General features: G+C 47.6%; 20 protein-coding genes. 4 read left to right on the forward strand and 16 right to left on the reverse strand.

Annotation, left to right across the window (positions count from 1 at the left end; all coding sequences use genetic code 11):
• Positions 1-40: 40 nt before the first annotated feature.
• From GK108_RS00130 to GK108_RS00175, 10 genes are all read right to left on the reverse strand, one after another.
• Complete coding sequence (locus tag GK108_RS00130; protein WP_163940967.1) at positions 41-382, reverse strand: hypothetical protein; 342 nt, start codon at positions 380-382, stop codon at positions 41-43.
• 262 nt (positions 383-644) lie between these two features.
• Entirely contained in the window at positions 645-1223 is a 579-nt protein-coding gene (locus GK108_RS00135) for a hypothetical protein (RefSeq protein WP_163940969.1), read from the reverse strand.
• Positions 1224-1227: 4 nt separating this feature from the next.
• Complete coding sequence (locus GK108_RS00140) at positions 1228-2502, reverse strand: LVIVD repeat-containing protein (protein WP_163940971.1); 1275 nt, start codon at positions 2500-2502, stop codon at positions 1228-1230.
• Positions 2503-2683: 181 nt separating this feature from the next.
• Positions 2684-3118, reverse strand: coding sequence for a hypothetical protein (locus GK108_RS00145; RefSeq protein WP_163940974.1), 435 nt, complete (start codon positions 3116-3118; stop codon positions 2684-2686).
• 7 nt (positions 3119-3125) lie between these two features.
• Positions 3126-3572, reverse strand: a complete 447-nt coding sequence (locus tag GK108_RS00150; protein ID WP_163940977.1) for an META domain-containing protein — start codon at positions 3570-3572, stop codon at positions 3126-3128.
• Complete coding sequence (locus tag GK108_RS00155) at positions 3573-4016, reverse strand: META domain-containing protein (RefSeq protein WP_163940979.1); 444 nt, start codon at positions 4014-4016, stop codon at positions 3573-3575.
• Complete coding sequence (locus GK108_RS00160; RefSeq protein WP_163940982.1) at positions 4013-5254, reverse strand: serpin family protein; 1242 nt, start codon at positions 5252-5254, stop codon at positions 4013-4015. The genes GK108_RS00155 and GK108_RS00160 overlap by 4 nt, the downstream gene beginning before the upstream one ends.
• An 83-nt stretch (positions 5255-5337) precedes the next feature.
• Positions 5338-5811: a hypothetical protein gene (locus GK108_RS00165; RefSeq protein ID WP_163940985.1), complete on the reverse strand. Its 474-nt coding sequence runs from the start codon at positions 5809-5811 to the stop codon at positions 5338-5340.
• 12 nt (positions 5812-5823) lie between these two features.
• Positions 5824-7473, reverse strand: coding sequence for an anti-sigma factor (locus GK108_RS00170; RefSeq protein WP_163940988.1), 1650 nt, complete (start codon positions 7471-7473; stop codon positions 5824-5826).
• A gap of 17 nt (positions 7474-7490) precedes the next feature.
• On the reverse strand, positions 7491-8042 hold the full coding sequence (locus tag GK108_RS00175; RefSeq protein ID WP_163940991.1) for an RNA polymerase sigma factor: 552 nt from the start codon (positions 8040-8042) through the stop codon (positions 7491-7493).
• Between the two features lie 161 nt (positions 8043-8203).
• On the opposite strand from GK108_RS00175, the gene GK108_RS00180 reads away from it, so the two are divergent.
• Positions 8204-9061: a sugar phosphate isomerase/epimerase family protein gene (locus tag GK108_RS00180; protein WP_163940994.1), complete on the forward strand. Its 858-nt coding sequence runs from the start codon at positions 8204-8206 to the stop codon at positions 9059-9061.
• 70 nt (positions 9062-9131) lie between these two features.
• Positions 9132-12212 (forward strand): PVC-type heme-binding CxxCH protein, encoded by a 3081-nt coding sequence (locus tag GK108_RS00185; protein WP_163940997.1) that lies wholly within the window; start codon positions 9132-9134, stop codon positions 12210-12212.
• A 30-nt stretch (positions 12213-12242) separates the two neighbouring features.
• Here the strand turns inward: GK108_RS00185 and GK108_RS00190 are convergent, their stop codons facing one another.
• Positions 12243-12827 (reverse strand): peptidylprolyl isomerase, encoded by a 585-nt coding sequence (locus GK108_RS00190; RefSeq protein ID WP_163941001.1) that lies wholly within the window; start codon positions 12825-12827, stop codon positions 12243-12245.
• Between the two features lie 155 nt (positions 12828-12982).
• Between GK108_RS00190 and GK108_RS00195 the strand changes: the two genes are divergently transcribed.
• Positions 12983-19435 (forward strand): alpha-2-macroglobulin family protein, encoded by a 6453-nt coding sequence (locus tag GK108_RS00195; protein ID WP_163941004.1) that lies wholly within the window; start codon positions 12983-12985, stop codon positions 19433-19435.
• 3 nt (positions 19436-19438) lie between these two features.
• On the opposite strand, the gene GK108_RS00200 is transcribed toward GK108_RS00195, so the two are convergent.
• Positions 19439-19741: a hypothetical protein gene (locus GK108_RS00200; RefSeq protein WP_163941007.1), complete on the reverse strand. Its 303-nt coding sequence runs from the start codon at positions 19739-19741 to the stop codon at positions 19439-19441.
• Positions 19742-20056: 315 nt separating this feature from the next.
• Here GK108_RS00200 and GK108_RS00205 point away from each other — a divergent pair, with 315 nt between their 5' ends.
• Entirely contained in the window at positions 20057-20980 is a 924-nt protein-coding gene (locus GK108_RS00205; RefSeq protein WP_163941010.1) for a hypothetical protein, read from the forward strand.
• A 32-nt stretch (positions 20981-21012) separates the two neighbouring features.
• On the opposite strand, the gene GK108_RS00210 is transcribed toward GK108_RS00205, so the two are convergent.
• The 4 genes from GK108_RS00210 to trpA all read right to left on the reverse strand — a co-directional run bounded on the left by GK108_RS00210 (position 21013) and on the right by trpA (position 23335).
• A complete protein-coding gene (locus GK108_RS00210; RefSeq protein ID WP_163941013.1) occupies positions 21013-21387 on the reverse strand; it encodes a RidA family protein in 375 nt (124 codons plus the stop codon).
• 76 nt (positions 21388-21463) lie between these two features.
• A complete protein-coding gene (locus GK108_RS00215) occupies positions 21464-21814 on the reverse strand; it encodes a phage holin family protein (RefSeq protein WP_163941016.1) in 351 nt (116 codons plus the stop codon).
• Between the two features lie 88 nt (positions 21815-21902).
• A complete protein-coding gene (hisIE, locus tag GK108_RS00220; RefSeq protein ID WP_163941019.1) occupies positions 21903-22511 on the reverse strand; it encodes a bifunctional phosphoribosyl-AMP cyclohydrolase/phosphoribosyl-ATP diphosphatase HisIE in 609 nt (202 codons plus the stop codon).
• Positions 22512-22528: 17 nt separating this feature from the next.
• Positions 22529-23335 (reverse strand): tryptophan synthase subunit alpha, encoded by an 807-nt coding sequence (gene trpA, locus GK108_RS00225; RefSeq protein WP_163941022.1) that lies wholly within the window; start codon positions 23333-23335, stop codon positions 22529-22531.
• Positions 23336-23349: the final 14 nt, after the last annotated feature.

The raw sequence follows: 23349 nt of genomic DNA on the forward strand, positions 1-23349 counted from the left end.
TCCCGCTGATAATCAGCGGGATTTTTTATTTCTAGACAAACTAAGAGGCTTTCACCAATCGGAAAGCTACGGTTTGTTTAATATTATCGGGAACTGAAGTGGATGTTGTTGTATAGCCGGGGGCGGGAGCCGTAGCTTTGGCTGTCGCATATTCATTCTGACGATGAATTTGCTGATAACCGGCTACGAAAAGTGTTACGCCAACGACAATCATGGCCATTTTTCTCATAACGTTTTTAATACTGCTAGTTAATTGAACTCTATTCGAAAAAATAAGTAAAGCCGACTCCTCTGCTTCCTTTTCAGAATCACCTAACGCTTCCTGTCCAGAAAATACCTCCCAGTTATTACGTTGATTCGATTGCCAGTAGCCTGCTTCCATACTAATTGTTGCCTAATTCTATTATTTATAATCTCCGAAGAGCTATTTCACTTATAGGACACAAAAAACAGCTCTCATGGTTGCAAGTGCTGAAAAATATTTTCTGGGCCTATAAGGAGAATGAAAGCACAGCTTTCATTACTATGCTGTTATACTGATTTCGATTAAGAGGAAACCAGTATCTTAACTGAACAAATTCGTGAATTGTTAAGCCGTTTTACTTTGCGTATAAGTAAGACGGGGAATTTTCATTTGGTCATCTTTAAAAACTAACGCCTAGTCGTATAAGCATCCGGTTATAGACTCGTGTTTCATGTTTAGCCAGTTCATTCCAGAATAGTGGCTTATCGGCTTCGGCCTCCTGGCGTTTGTAACTGAGCGACATGATAAAGTTGGCATTGCTTGTCTTTCCTGTTCGAAACCCAATGCCCGGAGCAATAACCCAGCCTCCAGTTGTTTTATAACCCGTTGGGTCTTCCTGTAACCAGGCAAACCCCCAGCCGGTGTCGAGACTGGTAAAAACACGGAGGTTTTTTTGGCCGGGTCGAGCCAGATCGTAGCGCATACCGGCGCAAAGTGGTATGAGTAAAGCCGTGTTATACATATCAACGCCGATGGTTCCGCCAATTGCTAACCGTTGACTTACCTGAACGCCATTGAATGTCTGCGCTGTTAGGTTGACCCGTCGGGCGACCGACTCAGAAAATGGATTGCCGTATCGTACCTGACCAAACGAAGCCCCCAGTTCTGTCATATTGGTGAAAACAGGCTTAAATCGTTCCTGTTGCGCCTGAACCGGAAGAACATATAAGATAGCCAGCACCAGTAATAGTTGTTTCATGACTCTAGTAGGGACGATTAACCGGTATTTTACTGAGTTGGCGTAGCTGCGCTGGATTGGAGTAATCGAACTGGTAAAGACCATCCCGCCCAACCATGAGCAGTGTTTTATTCAACGCAATCACGTCGTAAGCGTTCATACCCTTCAGGTGCTCCAATTGCTTAATGTCGAGAGCAGAGCTGGCATTAAAGGTTTTAAGGCCGTGAGTGCCCTCGCAAATGAACAGGTTCGGGAAATCGACGCCAAGCCCGTGCGGATTCTCCATAGGGTAGCTTTTCAACAGGCGTGGATTGGTTAAGCTGCTAACGTCAATCACATCGAGTTGATTGATAAACCCACCGCATTGGGTGCCATTACGGAGCGTTACGTAGGCAATATTGTCGTGTACAACCACTGGATCGCAAACGCGGGCGTGCTGAAAAGTCGATAGCTGAACCGGACTCTCGGGGTTCGCATTATCGTAGATATGCATACCTGTCTGGGAGCCAATAAACAGTTTGTCTTTGTAGGGGAAAATGGTTTCAATTCCCCAACCCATGCTAATACGACTTCTGGGAACAGGATTAGCGGCATTGCGAATGTCGAACAGCTGCATATCTGATTGACTAACCGTATACAGAAAGTTGTCGTAAAGCGCGAATCGGGCCATCGAACCAGCCATGCCATTTGTGTTGGGTGTTGGTGCGCTTGCCGCGTTAAAACTTACATTAGCATCAAAAAATACGCAGTTTGGGCAGCCTGACCATTGGCCAGCTGTTTCGCAATCAGTTTTGACGGTTTCTGTTACGTAGTCTACGCGCTGATCGCTGAGCATAACGGTTTGCGGATTTACCACCCATGATCCACCGTCAAATTGTCCTCTCGGAAAGATGGATTGAACACGGCCTACTTCGCGAGGATGTACGGGATCACTGATATCGAATGCGACCAGATCCATATAGCTATCCGCGTAGAGAATGTTGTTTCGAACAGCCATATCTCCGTTGCCGGGAATCCGTAAAAATGCAACGGGTGTTGGCGAGGATGGGTTTTTATTGTCGAACAGATGGATGCCTTCCTTGATCTCGTTGATAAAGAGATAGCCGTCTTTTGTATAGATTTTACCAGGATTTTGAAGCTCGCGGGCCTCTTCTACCCGTACGCCTTCCCGTACTTGTTGAAGTGTTAATGTAACAGGCGTAAAGCGCTTAAAGGTGCGTGTCTCCTCACATTTATCCGTACAGCCGGTAAATATGAACGTGAGGGACATAATCAGAAGAAGTAAACAAGTTGATTTCATAGGCTCAGGAGTTGAGGTTTTGGTAATCAAGACCCTGTGCCTGACGAAAGCGTTGGAAATGAATGAAATAAAATTGCCCGGCTGTCTTTACTACGGCCGGGCAATTTGGTCTTACACAAAAAGTACAATGAATTGTTGACTGCGCTGATACCAGTATACAGTTAACGTACTAGTAAAATCGTTACCGATTGTATTCGTATGTTGACCCATCGGCAATCACAACATTTTGCCGAGTGCGCTCGGCTAAAAACAGCTTGTTGTCGGCTAACCGAAATGATTGCTGGGTTGTGTCTATTCGGAAATAAATAATGCCCTCTGAATTGCCTCCATTCGGGAAATTGATAGAAAATTCACTGGTTTGAACCGGAATACCGTTACGAACCAGTTTAAAATTACCACTCCCATAATCGCCCAGAAACGATATGGTTTCCGTATAACCCGCTTCTTGTGGAGTTACCGTTTTCTGTGTGAGGCCGTATGTGATTTTAGCCAGTTTCCAGTCGCCCTTCAGCGGTGATTCTGGAAATACACAGCCACAAGCGGGTTCCTCTTTGATACAGCCAAATACAAGGGCTGTCAAAACGAATGCAGAAAAAAGGCTTCGCAGGCGTTTCATGACTGAGCTATTTTTTTTTAAATAACAGACTGCCAGGTGTACTGCCACCATGAAAAAGACGCAGTTCATTCGAGGAGGTTTCCTCAAATCGAACAACGCTTCTTAGTTTGGCAAAATAGTTTGCTTCAAACTGCATGGCTGCTGACGTGCCCGCTATCTCCGTGTTCGCCAGCTCATTAATTTGCATCGTACCATCAATCGTGGCAAACATTCGGGCCGAATATTGATTTACCGACGATTTTCCACTTGCCAGAAAGGGCGTTATATCAATAGGTGGATTTCGGTCGTCGTACGCAAACTCTAGTGTTACGGCATAGCTCGAATCAGAGTCTGCTAATTGCCAGGTTCCAATCAGGTTGGCTAAAGCAGGCGCGACCTCCCGGTTCCGCTTTCCGCATCCGGCGAACAGAGCAAAAAGCAGCAATGCAAGACTTATGACACGATAATTGAGCATCTACTTTATTTTTTCATACACTAAAACGCCTGACTCTGCATGTTCGTAATAAAGTCTCAGTTTGTCGGTTATTTCGTAACGATTAACCGCATCCAGATTGGCAGAGTAGGTTTTTTCAAACTGCATTTCCTCAACAGAGCCGCCTATTTTCGTCGAACCAGCATAGTCAACATCCAGGCTTCCGGTTTCTGAATTAAGCAGTCGGGCTGTTGCCATGTACGTATTGACAGCTGCCTTACCTGTAAGTTTCAGCGAATAAATACCCGAAATAGTTCCGCCCGATGGTTGATCTACCTCAATGGTCAGCGTTGTCGAGAACTTCGAGGTAGGCTCAACTAGTCGCCAGTTACCCAACACCTGCTGACTATCAGTAGAGGCTGGGTAATCGGTACGTTCACAGCCAAAGGCCAGAAACGTAAGGGCTAAGATGAGCCAGACTCTCATGAGTTTGTTTTCGTTGGGTCAGCGATTTTGCCTACAAATAATACAGTTCCAGACGTTTTTTCGTGAATAACGAACACAAATGGCCGGTCGCAAAGCTTAGGAATAGGGACAGACGTAGTAGAAACGCCCCCGGTTGTAACCGCTGCAGCCTCAGTACCTTTCTCGTCAACGGCAACAAACGTATTTTGCTTGATGAAACTTAGTTTCAGTCCCCCCTTGTCGTTCATTTTTGACAGGTCGGCCTGATCCGTGAAGACTGTTGGCATACCCATCGTGGTCAGTACGTCGTTGAGCTTCACTTCATACTCCAGCGTAAACTTCGGTAAGCCGAAATCCAGCATGGTGTTGGTCATATCTTTCTGCAACTGGCTCCATTCAGCGTTATTGAAACTAGTCAGCAAGGCATCGGCCGACGACGTTTCTGCGGGTAGCAAGACGGTCATGGCGAACTTGTCGGAGCCATAAGGCAGCTCGAACGCCGAGTATGTTGGGCGGAAGGCTTGCCGAACTTTTGTGTTCAGGCGCATCATGCGAACCGATGTTTCACCGCCCGATGCCAGTTTAAACGGCGCGTCAATCGTTTGCTCAGGTTTGAACTGCGTTTTCCAATCGCCTTTAAAATACAGGGCATTGAGTAAGAACAGTACGTTATCTGGCTCGATCTGATCGATCACTTTGGGTATCCGACCTTTAGTTTTCTCGCTTGCCCAGCTGTTTATTTTGCCAACCGTTGCCGGATCATCAAAATTCTGTGCCGAAATTTCAGCCTTGAAGGTTTCTTTCAATACATCCTGAAAGGACGTAGCAATGCTGAACGTATTCCGGTACCAGACTGAATTGGCCAGTGTCAGCGTTACGTTCGGATCGACGGATGGCAGGTTTTCCATCAGATTCTGATACGTCTGATTGGCTTCAGCCACGGTCTGAGCGTCCAGTTTCAGCGTTTTTTGAATTTCCTGGGCAGTTTGGCCATTGGCTCCATTCAGAATCATGCCCAGGGCTATATGAAGACTTAGGGGCGAAATAAAGACGTTTTTTGCTGGCCCTTCTTTTGTATTAACCTGTTTGGCCAGATCAAAAGCGAATTGCGTGGTCTGATTGGCAAATGGAGCCGATACGCGCAAGTCGCCAGTGGGTACAGACGTATCGGGCGATAGGTTAGTATTTTTGCAGCTAACAGCTGTTAGCAAAAAAACAGCGATGCTGGCCGTTATAAGCGAAAAAGGGTTCGTTTTCATCGTATTGTTGTTAAAGATGGTTGAAAGGCAGATTAAGACGATGGCCAGTCGTAAAATCAGCTCATTACACCAGTTGGTTTATACTAATTACACTCGTTAAATGCTTCTCGTTGAGCCCGTAAAGCATTTACGAGCGATTCTGATCCTGGAATTGTGGAACTGTGTTCAAACGTAACGCGGTGTTTACGCCCGTCCGCTTCCAGCTCTATATATTCAGCTCCACCATCGGCGCAGTCGGGGCAGCCAATGCGTTCGGGTTGCTTACTGAAGTTTTCAAAATTGGCAGCGGCTTTGATAGCCGACCAGTCTTCCTGGCTAATTGTTTTCTGACAGGTTTTTGCGGGGTTTTTGGGCGGATTCAGGTTTTCTTTCTGCGTCAATGAAAGAGAAGTGCCGTTCAAAACATATTCTTTCACGCAGTAACCCACACACATACCAAAAGAGGTGCCCGTACGGATAATTAAACCGTCGGTAGCCAGAGTTTCCTCTTCAGGAGATATGCTTGTACAACCACAAAATGCTGTAACAAGCAAGATACCGATCATGCGAAGTTTCATAGCGCTAACGTATTAAAAGTGATAATCAAGGCCAAAACTCATTCCGGTCGATGTTGGCGTGCTTTGTATCTGCGACTCTGGGCGTGTTCCTAATCCCAGAGAAGGCTGATACATACCTGCCAGCGAGGCCGACCAACGTTGCGATGGCCGATACCGGAACCGGGCACCCATAGAAGCGGCTACCGAGAGCGGCCGATAAACACCGTCTTTATTTGTAATGACCAGATCGTTGCCGACGGTGTTACGTACAAAAATATTCGTTAAGAACCCACCTAGTAACGATAGGCCCAGGCGTTTGCTAGGCAGCAATTGATAACCAACCTGAACAGGCACCTGCACATAATCGAAATTATTGGTAACAGACTGCTGGTATCGATTATCGTAATTCTGATAAGCCATCATTGCATTCCCAATCTTATCGTAATTGCCCGGACTAGCGTAACTATTAGCAGCGTTCGCGTCTGGATGGACACTGTTGCGAACAGCGGTTACGTAAAAATTATTGGCAACTGAGGCATCCAACTGAGGAACCGTGTTAGCTACCAGGCTGGAATTATAGGTATAGATCGAGCCTGGACTTTCAACCGTTGACCGGCCGGATAGGTAACCTATTCCTGATTCAATCGACCAGTGTTTATTCAGCTGAACGCCCGCTCCTGCCTGATAGGCCACTGAGAAATCAGCTCGGCTATTGACCGAAGGTTGATTCGACCTCGCCGTGTTCAATGCTGTGGCCTGCATGGAACGAATCGACACCGATGGGTTAAATGAACTCGGCATCATGCTGACCGATGCCCAGGCTTCTCTAGCCTCGTGTTTGGATTTACTACGTTCTGGCTCAACGGATAATTCAGCTGGGCGGAACCATACAATCCGGTAAATTGGCCCTGGCGAACGAAGGTGCATCGGACGGGTTGCCAACTCATTAATTTGCGCGTTTTGCCCAGACACTGATTCTGTCGATTGAGCCAGGGGTGTATTGATTAACGACGATTGAGACGAAGCCGCTTTCGCGTAGTTGGCAGACGTAACCGGATTTTGGCCAGAGTTACGTAACGACATCGCTACATTCGGCGAATCGAACGGTATTGAAGCCTTTCGCTCTGACGCCGGTAGACGCGATGTAACACGGTTTTCAGGAGTAAAAGCTGGCTGATTCAGTTGCTTTATTCGTCTACCAATCGATGCTTTTACGGGATTTGCCTTCGATTCTGGGGCTACAATACGTTCTTTTTCAGTTGATGTTGCTACGTTATTATCGGCGATCAGCGTTTCTGATTCGCTTGTTGTTTGTTTATCCGGTTGTCTGGTTCCATCAGCCGATGTTGTTTCTGGGGTTGACTTGGCTTGATTGCTTGCGGTTTGGTCGGTATGCTTTGACTCCGTAACCTGAGCAACCCGATTACCGGTATTGGTCGATTGTGTATTGATGGCCCACCAGCCCACCAGGAATAAGGCCATAGCAGCGGCTACCCCCATTCCCCATTGTAACGGACGCGATGCCGATAGGCCAAATCCCCACAATGGCACTATTTTCGGTCCGTTTGATTCGTCCAGCCGACTTTCGATAGCGCTCCACACCCGAGGGGGGGGCGCTTCGGAAGCTTCGTCAAAAGCCTTCCGCCAAAAGTCGTCCGGAATATTTTTTTCTAATTCGTCCATCTCATTCGTATTAGTCGTTATGACCGTCCTTCAGCAGGGTGTCCATCCGATTGTAATTTCTGTAGTAAAAGTCCCCTTGCACGGGCATATTGTGATTTTGATGTCCCCTCAGCAATATCCAGCATAGCTGCGATTTCGGGGTGATTATAACCTTCTATAGCGTATAAGTTAAATACGGTGCGACAACCGGGCGGAAGCTCCTGAATCAGTTGCAGCAGATATTGATAGTTTAGCGTTGGTAAACTTTCGTCGGCCTGAGGTAGTACAGGGGCCAGATCCTGTACATCAGCGGTGTTTTCCCACGGTTTTAATTTACGTAGATGTTTAAGAGCAGTATTTATAACAATGCGTTTTAACCAGGCTTCTAACGGACATTCAAATCGAAACGAATCGATATGCCGGTAAATCTTGACAAATGCGTCCTGCAGCACATCTTCGGCTTCGTCGGGGTCACGGATATATCGCTTGCAAACGACAAAGAGCTTCCCGGCGAATCGCTCATAGAGCTGTCGCTGTACAATTCGATCTTGTCGTCGGCACCCTTCGACTAATGCGTATTCATCCTGCATGGCATGTTAACAACCTGAAGACCCTACTTCAACCGAAACGGTTGTAATAGCATCGAAGTTTTTTCGGATTTTATACCCGTATTACAGTAAACACGAAAATAGGATAATTTTTACTGGGTAAAGTAATACACGTATCTTTGAAAAACCTCTACTAAAGAAGTATGAACCGTCGAAGCGCGATACGTTATTCACTGGGAGCTGGTTTAACGGCACTAACGTACCCGATAGTTTCCTCGGCAGGAAATAAGCCGGATCGATTCAGCATTGGAGCTTGCGATTGGTCGATTGGGCCGGCTGGCGATAGTAGCTCGTTTGCTGTGGCGAAAACAATAGGGCTCGATGGAGTCCAGGTGAGTTTAAATACGGCTTCGGATCACGAGCACTTACGAAAACCCGCTATTTTAAATGCGCATAAGCAAGCCGCTGAGGAAGCGGGCGTTCGTGTTAGCGGTTTGGCAATTGGGCTATTGAACGAAATTCCCTACAAATCAGATCCTCGCACGGAAGAATGGGTTCAGGATAGTGTAGACGTAGCGAAAGCACTAGGAGTCAAAACGATCCTTTTGGCCTTTTTCTCGAAAAATGACCTGAAGAACGACCTTAAAGGAACGCAGGTTGTTATTGACCGTCTGAAAGCCGTAGCACCCAAAGCTGAAAAAGCGGGCGTTACGTTAGGCATAGAGTCCTGGTTATCGGCGGCTGAGCATCTGGCCATTATGGATGCGGTAGGTTCTCCGGCTATCAAGGTGTATTACGATGTCTGTAATTCATCGGTGATGGGCTATGACATCTTTCGCGAGATTCGCGATCTTGGCAAAGAGCGTATCTGCGAGTTTCACCTCAAAGAGAACGGTTATTTGCTGGGAAAAGGCAAAGTTGATCTGGCAAAAGTTCGACAAGCGCTCGATGACATTGGCTATTCGGGGTGGCTTCAGCTAGAAGGAGCCGTGCCACCGGGTAAGTCGAAGCTGGAAAGCTATATCGAAAATAATAAAACAGTACGTTCCCTATTTGTTTAATTTTTACAGGGCAAACCGCCGAATTGACGCTTCAAGTACCAATTTAATAGGTTTGTCTCTGCTTATGTCTATGAGAACAGTCTTTTCCGTTAACACTACCCCCCTGATTTTTACGACCATAGGGTTGTTTCTGCTGGCAGGTCAGGTATTTCAGCCTAAACTAGCGTTTAAGTCTGGCTATCACAACGAGCCTCCATCGTTACGTAGCGTGGCGGTTAGCGCTGATTCAAGCACGAATACCTTGTATTTGCCCGACGATCTTGAGGCTACGTTGTGGGCCGAAGCACCGATGTTTTATAATCCAACGAACATCGACATCGATGCCAGAGGACGGGTTTGGGTTACGGAAGCGGTTAATTACCGAAAATTCAATAATAAACCGGAAGGTCGGCTCGACCATCCCGAGGGAGAACGTATCGTTATTCTGGAGGATACCAACGGCGATGGTAAAGCAGATAAGAGTAAGGTATTTGTGACCGATCCTGAGCTGGTTTCGCCAATGGGCATTGCGGTTATCGGCAATAAGGTGATTGTGTCCTGTGCACCAAATTTGGTCGTTTATACGGACGAAAACGGCGACGATAAGCCCGATCGGAAGGAAGTCATGCTCACCGGTTTTGGAGGATTAGATCACGATCACTCGCTTCATGCGCTGGTGGCTGGCCCCGACGGGAAGTATTATTTCAATACCGGCAATGCTGGCCCACACGTCGTAACCGATAAAGATGGCTGGACGCTACGTTCCGGTAGCTTGTATGTTGGAGGTACGCCATACAACAAAATCAATCATGGTAATCAGGTAAGCGACGATGGCCGGGTCTGGACAGGCGGTATGGCGTTACGTATCAACGCTGACGGATCGGACTTAAAAGTGATGGGCCACAACTTCCGTAACAATTACGAAACGGCACTCGATTCGTACGGAAATATGTGGCAGAATGATAACGACGATGAAGTGGTTGCCTGTCGGACGAGCTGGTTGATGGAAGGCGGTAATGCAGGTTATTTCAGCAATGACGGTACACGTACCTGGAAAGCCGATCAGCGGCCCGGACAAGTGATTCCAACGGCTCATTGGCATCAGGAAGATCCTGGCGTTATGCCCGTGGGCGACATTACGGGATCGGGCTCTCCTACGGGTATGGTCATGTATGAAGGCGATGAGCTGGGGCCAAATTATCGGGGTATGCTGTTGAGCGCTGAAGCTGGACGTAACGTTATTTTTAGCTATAAGCCTGAGCCTGTTGGGGCTGGTTTTCGCTTATCCCGAACTGATTTTATCAGTACGTTCCCGAAAGTTGATGAGAACTATAAGTGGAACAATATCGAGAAAGATACCCGTAAATGGTTTCGGCCAAGCGACATAGCGGTGGGTACAGACGGCGCTATTTATGTTGCTGACTGGTACGATCCTGTTGTTGGTGGGCATCAAATGAAGGATCAGACAGGCTATGGCCGTATTTATCGCATAACTCCCAAAGGTAAAAACCTTAAAGCGCCTAAAATCGATCTGAGAACAACGCAGGGCCAGATTGCGGCCTTGCTGAATCCAGCCGTAAATGTTCGTGTACTGGGTTTCGAAGCGTTGGAAGAGCAGGGCGAGAAAGTCATCGAACCGGTTATGGCTTTACTGACTTCGCCAAATCCCTACCATCGGGCGCGGGCTATTTTCTTACTGGCGCACCTGGGTGCTGAAGGACAGTTTGAGGTGGAGCGGCTTCTGAAAGCTGTTGATACGCCCGTACGTATCACAGCCCTACGGGCGCTACGTAGTATAACGCCCGAAAACTCAAAATCGATTCCGGCGTTAACGGCTTCCCAGAAAGCGCTTCTCCCCTTATTAGGAAATCTGGCCAATGATCCCAGCCCAGCGGTTCGGCGTGAAGTTGCTATTGCGCTACGGGATGTTCCGTACAACGATTGTCGATTTATGTTGCTGAATCTGATCAAGGGCTACGACGGTCAGGACCGTTACTATTTGACTGCACTTGGTCAGGCCGCCGACGGGAAGGAAGATGCCCTGGTAGCCGACTTACGTTTGTCAATGGGTACTGATCCGCTCGAATGGGATCAGAAGACGGCTAATCTGGTGTGGGAGTTACATCCCGCTACGTTGGTGCCCCAGCTTAAAAAACGCGCTGAATCGTCGAAATTGACGGTCGATGCTCGCAAGCAGGCTGTCGTTACGTTAGGCTTTATCAAGAGTCAGGCGGCAGCCAAAGCGATGGTAGATCTAACTAAATCGCCGGAAAAAGATATCGCCGATCAGGCTAACTATTGGGTTAATTTCCGGCGCGGTAACGACTGGGCCACCCTGTTGAATTGGGAAGACGTAGCACCCACTAAAATTTCTGCTGAAGAACAAGCCATGATTGCTAAACGGGAGCTATTTCTCAATGAGTATACGTCTAATTCAGAAAAGCGCAAGGCTGCCCTCCAACTGGCTCGCGATCCCGAAGGCGGCAAAGTGCTGGTGGGGCTTGCTGCCGATGGTAAGCTATCCGACGAGTTAATAAAAGCAGTTGGGCCCGCCATCCTGAAAAACCCAGATCAGAGCGTTCGGACAATGGCGAAAGAGTATTTTTCTAAAAAGTCAGAGCCCAAACCAGAGAAACCGGCCATAGCAGAAATCGCCACCGCTAAAGCGCCTGCTGAAACAACGTCTATCGATAAATCAGATACGAAAGGAACTGGTTCAACACCAACTAACGCCGATTCGCCAATTACACAGATTGCGCTGTTGACGGGCAACGAACAATCGGGCCGTACCGTTTTCAGAACGAATTGCGCTACGTGTCATCGGCATGGCCAGCAGGGAGCCGACATTGGCCCCGATCTGACGAAAATACATCAGAAGTTAGATAAAAATGGCCTTCTGGATGCGATTCTCTATCCTAGTGCTGGCATCGCGTTTGGCTATGAGCCCTGGCTAATCACGACCAAGAAAGGACAAACGTTTTATGGGTTTCTGGTCAGCGATAGCGAGCAGTCTGTTGTAATAAAAGGCATTAAAGGCTTTAAGCATACCATACCTGCCGATCAGATCTTCTCGCGTCGTCAGTATAAAACCAGTCTGATGCCTGATCCGGCGGCAATGGGGCTGAGCAATCAACAATTGGCTGACCTGGCTGCTTTCTTGTTGAAACAGTAAATAGTCTTTAAATCAGGGTGTTGTAGTAGGTTATTTGTTAACCGTATACCCCAATTTTTTCAATTCCGCAGCCGTCAGATTTACTACGTTCACGTCCAGCTTGATGGGTGATAAAGGTGTATCGGTAGAGTCGGTTTTGACGGCGACAATAGCGTCAATAACATCCATGCCCTTAAAAACCTGACCAAAAACGGTGTATTTGTCGTCGAGTCGGTGTAGGCCTTCTTTGTTCTGAACGATATAAAACTGACAACCCGCTGATAACATGCCGGGATTGTCGTCGCGCCCGGCTCCAACCGCACCATATACGTGACGGATGGTTGGGCGAAACTCGGGTTTCAACAGATAAGGAGAGTCAGAAAAACCCGCAGGCGTATCAGGGCAGCCGCCCTGAGCAACAAAGTTTTTGATGACCCGATTGAAGGTTAACGTATCCCAATACTGTTGATTGGCCAGTTTAATAAAACTGGCTTTGTGAGTAGGTGTTTCGTCATAGAGCCAGAAAAGCACCTCTCCCATATTGGTTTTGATCTGACCAATCGGGTAGGTTTTTTCGGGTTTGGGTGGCGTTAGGAACGTAGCAGCGTAAAAAAGCAGGAGTAAAACGGTTGGCATAGTCATTCTTGGTTAGCAGGCTGTAAGCCCTTAAATATACCCAGCAACAGCAATACATTAAACCCTAACTCACAAATTGGAGTCATAGATGTGGGTTTGTGGAAAAACAGCTGTTCATTCATCTATCACAGCAATCTACCTACGTAACAAAAGCTATGCATTATAGTCTCATCCTGATTCTTCTGTTCACTACGTTGACTACTTCAGCTCAGAAAGGCGGAACTGTGAATCCCCCTGATTATACCCGCGACTGGCGACGAGCCGATTCGTTAGCGGACAAAGGACTCCCAAAATCAGCGTTGGCCATTGCCAATCGAATTTATAAAGAAGCTAAAGCGCAGAATAATTACCCGCAGATAGCCAAAGCGGCCATGCACCGGATGTTTTTTCGTAGCTATTCCGACGAACAGGCTTATGTCGAACTGGTTCGTTCGATGGAGGCCGATATACGCGATACACCCGAGCCTGCCAAGTCGGTATTACAGTCGGTAATGGCGGATATTTACTGGCAGTATTTTCAGCAAAACCGGTATAAGTTTTATAACCGCACTACAGTTGGACGACCTATAAAAGGCAGCGGGCAACCGAATGTGTCAACAGGAAATACAGAAACGACCGATTCTACTGCCGATTTTAGAACCTGGGATGCCAATCATCTTATCGAACGTATAACCGAGGCTTATCTGGCATCGGTAAAGGCGAAGGATATTCTTCAAAAAACGCCCGTGTCCGCCTTCGATGTGCTTATTGAAAAAGGTGATCCAGAAACGCGCCCACTACGTCCTACGCTCTATGATTTGCTGGCCCATCGGGCTATTGGCTTCTTTCAGAATACAGAACCCGATTTGCTGAAGCCTATTTTTAAGTTCGAGCTTGATCAGCCGGGCTATTTTGCGAGCCCCGATGCCTTTACCAAACTGACGATTCAGAGCCGGGATTCGTTGTCGGGCCGTTTTCAGGCTTTGCTGCTTTATCAGCAATTACTGGCTTTTCATTTGGCCGACAACAACGCGGCCGCTCTGGCTGATGTAGATGTATTGCGGCTATCATTTGTAAACCAGCATAGTGTTGTTTCCAATAAAGATTCGTTATACCAGCAAGCGCTCGAAAAAGGAATCGCGCAGTATAAAAATCAACCTGCTGAAGCCGTTTATGCGTATCAACTCGCGGAAGCGTTAGCCAATTTTGATCCTCCCGTGCGTCCGCTCGACGATAATGAGTTGACCGCTGAAACGGAGCCAGAAAAGCAGTCGCGCTGGAACAACAAGCGAGCGGCTGATCTTTGTCAGGATCTCATCAAACGCTTTCCCAAAACGCAGGCCGCAAAAAAAGCGACGTTGTTATTAAGTCGTTTACTCAATCCAACATATTCGTTGCAGGTAGAGCACGTAAACGTCCCAGATCAGCCGTTTCGGGCATTGGTCAGTTATCAGAACGTCCGAAAAGTTACGTATCGCATCATACGCTTATCGGTTGCGGAATTAGAAACGTATCGCGACAATCAGGGTGAGGAAATCCAGCGGAAGAAATATGCGTCCTGGCTAAAGCGGGCGGTAGTACTTGAAAACTCAGTAAACCTTCCTGACGATGGTGATCTGAATCGACATTCGGTTGAAATGCCGATAAAAGGGTTGCCACTAGGCCATTATCTGCTTCTGGCAATAACCGACGATAAATTCACGGAGAAAGCAGAAACGGTTCAGTACGCAGCCTTCTCGGTTTCGTCGCTTAGTTATTTGCTTGAGCCAGTGAATAACAACAACGAAGCCAGTCAGAAACTGATCGTTGCCAATCGTACAACGGGTGCGCCGTTAGCCGACGTAGCGGTAACCATTGTTGAAACGGGGAAAGTAAACAACGCTGACAAGCGTACGCTTGGCCTAACCGATAAAAACGGGCAGCGTACCGTATCGATGAGTTTGCTGCCAACTCAAAGTGCATTTGTATATCTGATTGCAAGTGGGAAAGATACATTAGTTTCCGACCGTCAATATCATTATCGATTTGCCAATAATACGGATGAAGAGCGTTCTCAAACCGTTACGAAGCTATTCACTGATCGGGCTATTTATCGGCCCGGCCAGCTGATTTATGTGAAAGGTTTGGTTTACGAAGGGAAAACGAACCAGTACGCTGTGGTGGCCGATCGGGACGTAGCGATTGAACTGATTGATTATAACGGCGAACGAGTATCGAAACAAACACTGAAAACAAACGAGTTTGGTACGTTTGCCGCTACGTTCACCGCTCCGGTTGGGAAACTGACGGGCGCGATGACGATTCAGAGCGCCTTCGGATCGGCCAGTGTTCGGGTTGAGGAATACAAACGGCCAACCTTTGAGGTCAAGACTAAGCCAATCAAAAGGGCATTCAAATTAGATCAGCTTGTTACGGTAACAGCCGAAGCCAAAACCTTTTCGGGGGCGACTGTTGATGGAGCCGAGGTGCGCTATCGGGTTGTGCGAAAACTTCGTCAGCGCTGGTATTGGTGGTATATGCCCCGAAACGTAAATCAGACCGAAATTGCGAACGGAACGGCTCAAACTGACGAGAAAGGAAATGTGAACATCAGCTTCACCGCCCTGCCAGATCGGGAAAAATCTCGCCAGGATAACCCCGTTTTTGATTTCGAACTAACAATCGACGTAACAGATCGTGCTGGCGAAACACGTAGCACAACCCAAACGCTCAGCATTGGTTATTCGGCTTTACAGGCTGAACTCGCCATACCCGATCAGATAGAAAAGAATAATCCTGAGCCATTTCCGATACGTATCACCAATCAATCGGGTGAAAAAGTATCGGCCAAAGGCCAGCTAACCGTCTATAAACTGCAACCGCCCTCCCGCCAACTGCGAAATCGTTTGTGGAGCCGCCCAGATCGGCAGTTATTGAGTCGGGACGAGTTTGAAAAATTGTTTCCCAATGATTTGTATGCTGCTGAAAATGATCCGCGTTCCTGGCCTAAAGGCGCTGTCGTACAGCAACAAGCCATTACGTATCCGGCTGATTCGCTCGTAAAACCGACTATTAATACCTATAGCGCTGGCGAGTACGTAGCGGAATTTAGCGTAACAGATTCGTCGGGAGAAACTACCAAAGAGCGGGCCTTTTTCGCCGTCGTTGATGACAAGCAGCCAACGGCATCGGCACGTATCGATAGCTGGGTACAAGTCCGTAAAGCTACGGCCGAGCCAGGGCAGGAGGCTATTTTCTGGGTTGGTAATCGCCAGCCGTCCTGGGTGCTGATGTTAGTCGAGCAAAACCGACGCATTGTTCGGCAGGAATGGATTCAGACCGACGGCAAGCCGAAACGCATAGGGTTACCCGTAACGGAAAAAGAAAGAGGAGGTTTTGCCGTTCATTTTGCGATGGTACAAGATGGTCGGCTGTATCAGAAAACACAGCCGATAACAGTTCCATTTACCAACAAACAGCTTACCATCAATACGCAGACATTTCGGAATAAGCTCAAACCCGGTCAGCAGGAAGAATGGACACTAACGATCGCTGGACTTGACAAAAAGCCTGCCGAAATGGTAGCTACGCTGTACGACGCGTCGCTGGATATGTTTGATCGGCTCGATTGGCAAACATCTGTCTATCAGGTTTATTCTCCAATGTTTTACGGTTGGCAGTCTGGTAGCTTTAATGCGCAACACAGCAATGCACTTTTTTACCAATATCGGCCACAGCCGCAGTTTCAGACCCTTCGCTACGATCAGTTAAGCTGGATGGGGTATCGGTATTCTCCGTACGGAAACCGTCCATTTTCGCATATAGTACGTACCAGTACACTGAAAGAACTGGATGCCGCCGTTCGCCTGTCTATTCAACGTAGTGGAAATACAATCAGTGGTACGGCCAAACTCAAAGATGGTTCGGCTGTTCCGGGCATTACTATTCTGATAAGTGGTTCAACAACGGCTGCTGTAACGGACGCGAAAGGTAAATTCTCATTAACAGCCGGTTCGGCGAAAGAAGACGTAATGCTGGTGATTTCGGCTGTAGGATACACAACGAACGAGGCTGTTATCAAGCAAAAAGCTGTCTCGATTCGCTTGACCCCCGATACTCGTGAACTAAGCGAAGTGGTTGTAGTCGGATATGGCACACAGCAGCGGAGAGATGTTACCGGTGCAGTTGCCAAGATGAACACGGCTCGAATGGCCGCTCCTATGGCTGTTGAGGCATCGGTGGCAGCCGAAAAGGATATGGCTAACCTGTCGAACGATGCGGCAGGTGCACCCAACAAACCACAGTCGCAGCCAGAGTTGATAAATCCCCGCCGGAATTTTAACGAAACGGCGTTCTTTATTCCGCAGGTCAAAACAGATGATCAGGGACGTATCGTGCTTAAATTTACGATGCCTGAAGCCTTAACCCGCTGGCGTTTGTTGGCCTTTGCCCACACAAAGGATCTGAAAACGGGTACGCTCGAACGGGAAGTGGTTACGCAAAAAGAGCTGATGATTACAGCGAATGCTCCTCGCTTCATGCGTGAAGGAGACACCATTCGCGTAACAGCCCGCGTGAATAACCTGACCGATAAGTCGATGGCCGTAGTTGCCAGCCTGAATCTGGTGGACGGCTTAACGGGGGAGCCTATCAATCAGAAACTGCTACGTAGTAACTCACAAACGAACGTAACCATAGCGGGCGGCCAGGGGCAGGCCGTCGGATGGACATTGATTGTTCCGGCTGGGGTTGAAACCGTTACGTATCGACTGACAGCCCAGTCAGGAAGCTTTACCGATGGCGAAGAATTTACGCTGCCCGTCCTGCCAAACCGGATGCTCGTTACTGATACGCAGCCATTTTGGATAAACGGATCGCGTTCGGGCGAAACGAAAGAATTTAAGCTGAAAGCGCTGACCAGTCTGAACCCTGAGTTGCCGGTTCAGCATGAGCGACTGACGGTAGAAGTAACGAGCAATCCGGGCTGGTATGCGCTTCAATCGCTGCCCTATCTGATGGAGTATCGGTATGAGTGCGTTGAGCAACTGTTCAGTCGTTTGTATGCCAACAGCCTGGCTGCTCATATTATTAACAGTAAGCCTGCCTTTAAGCAGGTTATTGCCGAGTGGCAAAAGAATCCGCCCAGAAATCCGCTGCAATCAAACGAAGAGCTACGAGCCGTAGCGCTCGAAAACTCGCCCTGGCTGGCTGAAGCTCGTTCGGAATCCGCTCGTCAGGCGCAACTAGGTATACTGCTCGATCAAAACCGGCTAAGTCTTGAACAGGAGCAGGCGTTTGCAAAACTAGCACAACTCCAGGCTGAGAATGGCGGCTTCCGTTGGTTTGGTGGTATGCAGCCCAGCTTGCCAATGACACTGCACATTCTGAGTGGATTAGGGCATTTACAAAAACTGGGCGTAAACTTTTCCTCCGACTTGCAGGCGTCTATCACCGATATGCAGACGAAAGCGATTCGCTATGCAGATGCCGAAATGGAAAAGTGGGTTGAGGAGCAGAAGAAAAATAAGACGAACAGCATCTGGTACTTTTCGGCAACGCAGTATCTGTATGCGCGTAGCTTTTATCAGGATAAACCGCTGGATAAAGCCCTGCTTGCTTACCTGAAGCAACGTGTTGCCGAAGACTGGCTTAAGCAGAGCTTGCAGGGACAGGCGTTCTCGGCCCTGGCCTTGCATCGGTTTGGCGACAAAGTAACGCCTAATGGTATTTTGAAATCGTTGCTCGAACGGACTCGTCAGTCGGAAGAGCTGGGAACGTACTGGCCCGATAACGTAAGTGGCTTGCAATGGTACCAGACGCCTATCGAAACCCAGGCGTATCTGATTGAAGCCTTTGATGAAATCAGGCAGGATCAGGCTCTGGTCGATGCTATGAAACGCTGGTTGCTACGTCAGAAACAGACCCAATCGTGGTCATCGACGAAAGCAACGACCGAAGCTGTTTATGCCTTGTTGCTACGTGGTGGCGACTGGCTCGATACGAAAATGAATACGCAGGTTAGCCTGGGGGGGCAGTCTATCGAGAGCCGGATTACGAAAACCGAACAAATTACCGGTTATGAGAAAATAACCTACGTAGCGTCGGAAATTAAACCCGATATGGGCGTAATCCAGATTACTAAAAAAGGAGAAGGCCCAGCCTGGGGGGCGCTGTACTGGCAGCATTTTGAACCACTCGACCGTGTGATGCCTGGTAGTGCCGGACTATCGGTTCAGAAAACACTGTACATACAACGTGATTCGCCAAGCGGTCCTGTTATCACACCCGTAGATGGCAAAACGTCGCTTAAGCCGGGCGACCTAATTAAGGTGCGGTTAATTCTGAAAACGGACCGACTAATGGAATACGTCCACCTGAAAGACAGCCGGGCATCCGGTTTTGAACCGGTAGCGGCTTTGTCGGGCTATAAGTATCAGAACGGGTTAGGCTATTACGAAGCGCCCCGCGATGCCAGCACCGACTTCTTTATGAATTACCTGCCTGTGGGTACACACGTGTTTGAGTATGACTTGCGCGTTGCTCAGACAGGTAATTTCTCGGCGGGAGTCGCTACGGTACAGTGCTTCTATGCGCCTGAATTTGCAGCCCATTCGGCGGGTGGTCGGGTGCAGGTAGCGCCTACGAAGTAAGGTTTAATTGCAACTGCTAACCAGAGATGCTCGGGCATCCTGAATGGCTTTCAGTTGCGCCTGTGTTACGAAATTACAGTTCTGGGCTGCGGCCAGATAGGCATCGTATGCCGCAACAACCGATTTGCAGTTAGCCGAAGTTGGGGAAGCTGCATATGTGTTAATAGCCGCCGAATAAGCGTTCGATTTGGCCGTTAGGTTTGCCTGCGTACAAGGGCCTCCTGGATCTGGATCACTATTTTTCTTGCAGCTAACAGCAAACGTGAATAGAACGATCAGGATGGCAAGAATAGAACGTGTCTTCATGGTAATGAACAAGATAAGTGTGGATAAAAGTAAATAGAAGAACGTGTATGGCTTTCATTTGAGTTAGTAACCGGTCAGGTTGACTAACTCAAATGAAAGGCTAAAAAAGGCTCAAATTCATGATCGAGGTGTGGCCCGACGTAACAGAGTTTATGCGATTAGAGTCCTCAATGGAAGAATGTTGAAGCAAATGTAGCATAGGTCCCAGGACCGCAAGTTTATTGGAATATATACTAGGTTTATGGTTTCGATTAAAGGTTTGACGCTATTCGGACCTATATTCAGGCAGGCTAACAGACCTCACGTTTGTGTCGTATGAAAAGAAAAATAAGGCGATTTCTCAACGAACCCCTGCAAGAACAAATTCGCGAAGTACAAAACCAGCTTCGACAGGCAAGAGAAGATAATGCAGCGACTAAACTGGTGATGGGCGCAGCGTTAGCGAAACTAGCTCGACAAGCTAATTCCCTGAGAGAAGCAGAATTTAAAGTATTTTCCCAGTTTGGCGATGATGGTATTATTCAATACTTAATCAGTCGTATTAAACCTCGTGTGGATACGTTTGTTGAATTTGGTGTTGAAAATTACGAAGAAGCCAACACCCGGTTTTTGCTACTGAACGATAATTGGAAGGGGTTGATTATCGATGGTTCGCCAGCCTTCATCGATTCCATTAAGGCCAGTGCATTTTACTGGCGTCATAGCTTAAAAGCTGTTGCGAGTTTTGTTACCGCTGAAAACATCAATCAGTTGCTCATTAACAATGGAATTACTGGGCAGATCGGGTTGCTCAGTATTGATATCGATGGCAACGATTATTGGGTCTGGAAAGCAATTACCGTGGTTGATGCCGATATTGTGGTTGTTGAATATAATAGCCTTTTTGGGGCTGAGCGATCAATTAGCGTCCCTTATAAGCCTGATTTTGTGCGTGAGCAGGCTCATTACTCCTACTTATACTTCGGCGCTTCGCTCCCCGCCTTGTATAATTTAGCCATCGAAAAGGGATATGCCTTCGTTGGCTGTAATCAGGCAGGAAACAATGCCTATTTTGTCAAGCAGGATAAATTAAACGGCATACCTGGTCTGTCCGTTGATGAGGGTTACGTCTATTCTCGTTTTCGGGAAAGCCGGAATCAGGAAGGACAAATGTCTTTTCTGGATGGCATCGAACGTAGCGCCCTAATCGAAGGTCTTCCGGTTATTAATACACGAACGAATAAAGAAGAAACGTTGTAAGCTAGAGGCATTGACAACTCCTTTAGTTAGGGTCAACGTGTAGCAACGGCTTCTAATTCAATCTTTAAACCATAATGTAGCGGCAAAACCGGCACAACGGAACGAGCCGGTTTATGATCGCCAAAGAACTGCGCATACACCTGATTGACTGATCCCCAGGCACTCATATCGGTGATAAAAACAGTTACTTTGAGCACGTTGCTACGTTCACTGCCAGCGGCAGCGAGAATGGCGTCGAGATTCTTCAGAACCTGTTCGGTTTGCTCCGAGAACGTAGCGTCGGTCAATTTTTCACCGGCTGGCGTAATGGGTAGAATACCTGATATAAATATCAGACCATTATGCTCAACGGCCTGTGAATAATGGCCTCCAGGGGCAGGTGCTTCGGACGTTTCAATAAAGTTCATTCGGCTATATTACAGCTTACAACGAGAAAAAGCCATATCCGTAAGGTATGGCTTTTCTAAAATGAATAAATAGTAATTAGACAATAGCGTCGATAAGCGCGGTTATTACAGAAACAACAAAACTAAAAAGTAGTGCTGTAATGAAATAGCTAATACCGGAACCTGTTATATCGAAACCAGAAATCAACGAATCGGCTAAATACACCATCAATACGTTCAAAACCAGCAGGAATAAGCCCAGCGTAACAATGGTAATTGGAATGGTCAGAACGGTCAGGATCGGCTTAACGAATGCGTTCAGGAAGCCCAGTACAATGGCTACAATAAGATATGTTCCGGCACCGCCAGCTACGGAAACACCTGGAATAAATAAGCTGGCAACGTAAACCGCCACCGCGCTAATCAGGATTCGAATAATCAGTCCCATGAAAAAAGAGTTTGTGTTTGGTGAGCAACATTACTCAGGCAACACTGTGCTGCCTGATAACGCTGAAAAGCAAACCGCAAACCTGAGGCTATTGTTTTTGATGCCGGGACTGTAATACGGCCACAATATCGTCCAGATGCATATTTTTTTGCTCCAGAAGCACCAAAAAGTGAAAAAGTAAATCAGCCGCTTCGCCTTTGAACAGGTCGTCGTTATCATCTTTAGCTTCGATAACCAGCTCGACGGCCTCCTCTCCCACTTTCTGAGCGATCTTGTTAACGCCTTTGCTAAATAAAGAGGCTGTATAGGATTTCTCCGACGGATTGGCACGGCGATCGTGAATAATGTCCTGCAAATAATTGAGGAACTGGCCTTTCCCACGATTGGTCTCTTCAAAACACGTGTCAGCACCCGTGTGGCAAACTGGCCCTGCAGGAGTGGCTTTAATCAACAACGTATCGCCGTCGCAATCGACAAGAATATCCCGTACATGCAGGAAGTTATTGGATGTTTCGCCTTTGGTCCAGAGCCGTTGCTTGCTGCGACTGAAAAACGTAACAATATTATCTGAAACGGTTTTATCGTAAGCCTCCTGGTTCATATAGCCCAGCATAAGAACCTTACCCGTTTCGGCATCCTGAATAACGGCCGGAACCAGCCCATCAGGCGATTTATCAAAATTAATGTCGGAATTCATGCTACAAAGGTAAATCGCTAGGCGCGAATCGTCTGCACGAACGCCCGAATGCTGTCTGCGGACGTACCGTTTTCCTGTAAGTGTCGGATAAATGCACTACCCACAATAGCGCCATTAGCGTACTGAGAGGCCGTGTCGAAGGTTTCGTGGTTATTAATACCGAAGCCAATCAAGCGTGGATTTTTCAAATTCATCGCCTGAATGCGCTCAAAATAAGCTTTCATAGAGTCGCTTATCCCTTTCACAGATCCTGTAATACTGGCCGACGAAACCATGTAGATAAAGCCATCCGATTCGTTATCGATGAATCGGATGCGTGCTTCTGAGGTCTGCGGGGTAATCAGGTTTACATTAAGAATACCGTATTCTCGGAAAACGTGTGCATACTCAGCTAAATACAAATCGAGTGGTAGATCGGGTAGAATAACGCCGTCGACACCTACTTCCTGGCACTTTTGACAGAATTTTTCGATGCCGAACTGAAGAATTGGATTGATGTAGCCCATCAGCAAAATGGGAACGCTGATCGGGCCATCGGGTTGATCCTTCCGGCAGTCGGCTAATTGGTCAAACAGTTTCTTGACGGAAATTCCATTCTCCAGCGCTTTTCCGTTACTCTGCTGAATTGTTTCTCCATCGGCTACCGGATCGGAATACGGCATACCAATCTCAACAATATCGACACCCGCTTCCTGCAAACTACGCAGAACGGTTACGGTATCGTCTAAAGCAGGAAAGCCAGCAGTAAAGTAAACATTCAAAATCCGTTCACGCTTATGCGTAAACAGACTGGTTATGCGGTTTTGGGTTAATTCCTGAGTCATAGTTGTAGCGTGGA

The organism is Spirosoma terrae, from assembly GCF_010435915.1.
GTDB lineage: Bacteria > Bacteroidota > Bacteroidia > Cytophagales > Spirosomataceae > Spirosoma > Spirosoma terrae.